Raw genomic sequence first — 3810 nt, forward strand, 5'->3', positions numbered from 1 at the left:
ACGTGTGCTCTTCCGATCTAATCCGCATGAATTTCCACGATGACCCCCGCCAAGCTGCGACTCGCTCAAGCGGCGATGGGGCAACCGGAAACCCGCGTCGGCGCGCTGTGCGCCGAACTGGGCATCACCCGCCAGACCCTCTACCGCCACGTCGGGCCCAAAGGTGAACTGCGCCCGGACGGGGAAAAGCTGCTGGCGGTCCGGCGGCGGGGGCCTGCCTGCGGCTGATGCTGGACAAGGCGGGCATCGAGAAGAAGATTTCCCCGCACAAATTGCGGCATATTTACGCCACGAACCTGCTCAACGCTGGCGCTGAACGGGTGGACATCAAGGCCCTGCTCGGCCATGAGAGCATCGCCACGACGCAGATTTACACCAATGTCGGGCAGGAAAGGATGGAGAAAGTGGTGGGGAGGTTGTGAGGGTAATCAGGTTGGGACGCATGGCAAAAGACAAGACCTGACTACACTCCCCTCTCCAGCCGCCACGGACACGGTCAGTGCGTCACCTTCCAGTCTTCATGTGTTTTCGATTCCCTGATCACCTGATTTTTGACCGACTTGGGAATTTGAGCATTGCAGATGGGTAGCATCGTATCCAAGACCCGGAACTTAAAGCGAGCATCGTTAGGCGTTCCGTTCACAACGTGGGATATGTTCATGTCCATAACATCGCCCGGCCTCGCAGGAAGTTGCACATTCTGTACGGCTTGCGTGCCGAAATGGGCGCGCCACCTGACGTTCCATTGAAACGACTTGAGTACCTCGATGGGTTTACCTGGGCCTTTCTGAAAAGCGAACATCGTCGCAAAGGCCCTCGAATATTGCAGCGAGTAGAGCTGGTTTACTCGCATTGCCTTGTTATTCACCTTATTCAACCCCCACCAATGAGGGGCTGGCGAATCGCTGAAAAGAACAGTGAAGATCAGCTTGCCGCCCACAGGAATTTTTGTCCCCAAGGGCAGAAACCCGGTGATCCGACGATTCCACCAATCATTGATTGGCGTCTCGGGGTCATAAAAGATGATTGGGCCCACATAAGGAAACCTCTGCAAAGCGCCTGTGATTCCTGTCTTGGCAACGGAGTCCCGGCAAAGTTGCTGGTCGAGGGCGGGGGGTCGATCCCTGGCCACGAAGACGCTGCCATCGGCTGGGTCCGGGTTGCGATAGTGAGCCCAATCGGTATTAATGAAACCCAACTGAATAAAACCAAACCTCCAAAGTCCCACATCCGCTCCCGGAGTGCCTCGCACCGTGACTGTGGCCAGCGCGTAAATGTCGGGAAATTTGATCTGGATTGCTCCCGATACGGCTGCGGCAGGGGGCAATTTGGGATCACCCACCTGAATCATCTGCACGACTGGCGGGTCCAGGGACCGCCAAGGTATTAAGACAACATCGTTAGGTGTGAGATCTGCCATCACCAATCTCCAGCGCGTTGTAGCGGCCTACTTGCCGCAAATGGCCATCACGATGCCCTTATTCAGCTTGAGGTCCTGCCGGTTTATGGACATCAAATTGTCGTCTCCGTTGTTGTGATTAGCGCCGAGGAAGTGGGCAATTTCGTGGGCCAAGACAATGTGTAAGTCGCGATCGGTCGCGGCACGGTCTTTCGAGTAGTAGATCTGGTCGTCGGTCCTCTGGTGAGGAGGCCAGCCAGTTTGCGGTGCAATGTATTGCAGCGGAGCGTCGTCAACAACCATACTTTTGTAATGAGGGAACGTGGAGCCGAGGGGGTCGGTGGTGCCTTTCCATTTCCCGATGAAGAATACGGTCAAGTCGGCGTTGGGATCGCGCAACGGCAAAACGTGTTTCTGGAAATTCTCCATCGAAACCGCCGATCCGAGCGGCTGGTTCAGGTTTTCGGCCTTCGCGTTCAGCAGCGTGAGTTCGATGTTCGCCGAGGGCAGGAATAGGCGGTTCATGACGGCCAGCAACTTTTCCGCCTCGGCCGGCTCCTGGGAGGTTCCTCCTTTCATTTGTCCGGCGCTGTCCTGGTAGCGAACGAAGCGGAAGGAGACGGCGATCTTCCGCTGTCTCGCCGTGATCACATCCAGCCTGGCCGTACCCGACCGGCTTATGCAATCGAGCGCAGCGCTGGAGCCGGCGATGCTGCCTTCCACCGACAGCAGTGTGCTGCCGGATTGAATAAGATTGCGCGCCTGGCTGCTGAGCGCGAGCACTTCATTGCGCAGGGTCTGCGGGAAATTTTCAGCATAGATCATGAACTGATTCAGGAGGTCGGCCGGGGTCACCCCCTTCACAGTCAAGTTGGTCCTGTCAAATTTGAGGTCGCGATTGATGTCGAACGGACGCACGCCGTTAAGCCAAACGAGGCTGAGCCTCTCGTAGGGAACAACGAGGCAAGGCGGAGCGGAATTGAAGAAGCCACCGTCCTTCCCAATGGCCGAATAGTTGGCTGGCATGGTGACTATCCAGGAGGTTTCGGCGCCCTAAGCGCATCAAGAAGCTGAAACTTTTCCTGAGCAGTGAACGCACTGTCGAAGCGCTCCGATAACGGATCACCTTTCTTGATGGCTGACAATCGGTGCAGAAGCACGGTCGCAACGGGCTGGTAGACCATGAAAAAGTGTTGGCGGAGACTCTGGTAAGCCAATGACTTTTGTGCGCCGCTACCGGTCTGCGTCGCATTCACGGTACTGAGCAGCCAAATTTCGTACTTGGTCTTATCGGCAAGTCTCGCGATTTGATTCGCGTGATGAGCGACACTCTGAATCTCGGTCAGAGCCACGCCATCGGCCGCCAGTTGGTCCTCTCGTTTAATATGTGAGTAACCCGGGAGCTTCTGAACCAAGAAGCCCAAGTTACCGATATCGGTCGAAGATATTCTGGCTCCGAAGCCGGTGGGCTGGCCGAGGCCATAGTCCGTAACCAGGTTGAACCCCACGCGCATCAGGTCGTCCATGGGATCGCCTCTGATCCACGCCTTCGAAAAAGATGGATTGAGCAGCTTAAAGAATGAAAATTGTGCGAGGTAGGCGGTAGCCTCGTCGTTCAGCCTTGAGACTTGTACCTTGTTGATATCAGCAATGACATGGGTGCATTCGTGCAGGACGCCGGAACGGACATTGAAGTCGTTACGCGAATCGCCGTCTTTCAGAAAAAGCGTGTTTGTTTCAGGAATATAGCGATTGAAAGACTGTTTTGTTGATTTTACTTTAACGGCACCGGAATCGATGAAGTCGGCCACCCGATTATACTCATCGACATTGACATGGATCGGGCCAGCGCTGAACCGGATGCTCCGAATCCTCAAATCCGCAAGAACTTCCACTACTTCGTCTTTACCGATAGCCATAAGTCACCTCCTTGAGCATCTCAAGGATAAGAAATCTAACCATCCAGACTGAAGTATAGTACAAAAACCAAAATATACGAGTAAATTACTCAGGAATTATTATTTTTCAATTTTTCATTCCACGATCGACCCTTACCATCGGTTTCACAAAAACCGCTGCAACTGCGCCGGTATCCTTTCCACCTCCCGCTCCTCCCCCACCCCCAGCGTTACCGCTGCCGCCCTCGACTTCAGCCAGAACTGCACGAACACCTCGCCCTTCGCCGCCACCAAATCCAGCCACGACCCCAACTCCGCAGCCCGGGCGTGGCGAAGCGTCATGGTCTGGCCGGAATAGGCCATCGGCCCCGCGCTTTGTCCGATCAACCGCTTCGAGGAACCGGAATGGCCCGAACCGCCGCTCACCCGCAACGACCCGTCACAGGCTATTCCGCCTACTGGATCGACCGGCTGCGGCTCGCCGACGATCGGCCGTCCGCCCTCGCCCGGGCC

General features: G+C 55.8%; 4 protein-coding genes and 2 pseudogenes. 2 read left to right on the forward strand and 4 right to left on the reverse strand.

Annotated features, from left to right (window positions below; all coding sequences use genetic code 11):
- Positions 1-39: 39 nt before the first annotated feature.
- Together BN874_RS10850 and BN874_RS10855 are read left to right on the forward strand one after the other, a co-directional pair.
- A pseudogene (locus BN874_RS10850) lies at positions 40-228 on the forward strand (recombinase family protein); the annotation flags it as partial.
- Positions 228-422: a tyrosine-type recombinase/integrase gene (locus BN874_RS10855; protein WP_034433121.1), complete on the forward strand. Its 195-nt coding sequence runs from the start codon at positions 228-230 to the stop codon at positions 420-422. The pseudogene BN874_RS10850 and the gene BN874_RS10855, both read left to right, overlap by 1 nt.
- Before the next feature lie 74 nt (positions 423-496).
- On the opposite strand, the gene BN874_RS10860 is transcribed toward BN874_RS10855, so the two are convergent.
- The 4 genes and pseudogenes from BN874_RS10860 to BN874_RS10875 all read right to left on the reverse strand — a co-directional run.
- On the reverse strand, positions 497-1420 hold the full coding sequence (locus tag BN874_RS10860) for a hypothetical protein (RefSeq protein WP_034433124.1): 924 nt from the start codon (positions 1418-1420) through the stop codon (positions 497-499).
- Between the two features lie 27 nt (positions 1421-1447).
- Positions 1448-2425, reverse strand: coding sequence for a hypothetical protein (locus BN874_RS10865; protein WP_034433127.1), 978 nt, complete (start codon positions 2423-2425; stop codon positions 1448-1450).
- A gap of 5 nt (positions 2426-2430) precedes the next feature.
- Positions 2431-3318: a hypothetical protein gene (locus tag BN874_RS10870; protein ID WP_034433130.1), complete on the reverse strand. Its 888-nt coding sequence runs from the start codon at positions 3316-3318 to the stop codon at positions 2431-2433.
- Between the two features lie 144 nt (positions 3319-3462).
- Positions 3463-3810: pseudogene (locus BN874_RS10875) on the reverse strand (hypothetical protein); the annotation flags it as partial.

This window comes from Candidatus Contendobacter odensis Run_B_J11 (genome assembly GCF_000531125.1).
In the GTDB taxonomy this organism is placed as follows: domain Bacteria; phylum Pseudomonadota; class Gammaproteobacteria; order Competibacterales; family Competibacteraceae; genus Contendibacter; species Contendibacter odensensis.

What these genes read in the sequence shown, in the direction of transcription:
- BN874_RS10855 (WP_034433121.1), top strand. Translation starts at nt 228, where the DNA reads ATGCTGGACAAGGCGGGCATCGAGAAGAAGATTTCCCCGCACAAATTG.
- BN874_RS10860 (WP_034433124.1), bottom strand. Translation starts at nt 1,420, where the DNA reads ATGGCAGATCTCACACCTAACGATGTTGTCTTAATACCTTGGCGGTCC.
- BN874_RS10865 (WP_034433127.1), bottom strand. Translation starts at nt 2,425, where the DNA reads ATGCCAGCCAACTATTCGGCCATTGGGAAGGACGGTGGCTTCTTCAAT.
- BN874_RS10870 (WP_034433130.1), bottom strand. Translation starts at nt 3,318, where the DNA reads ATGGCTATCGGTAAAGACGAAGTAGTGGAAGTTCTTGCGGATTTGAGG.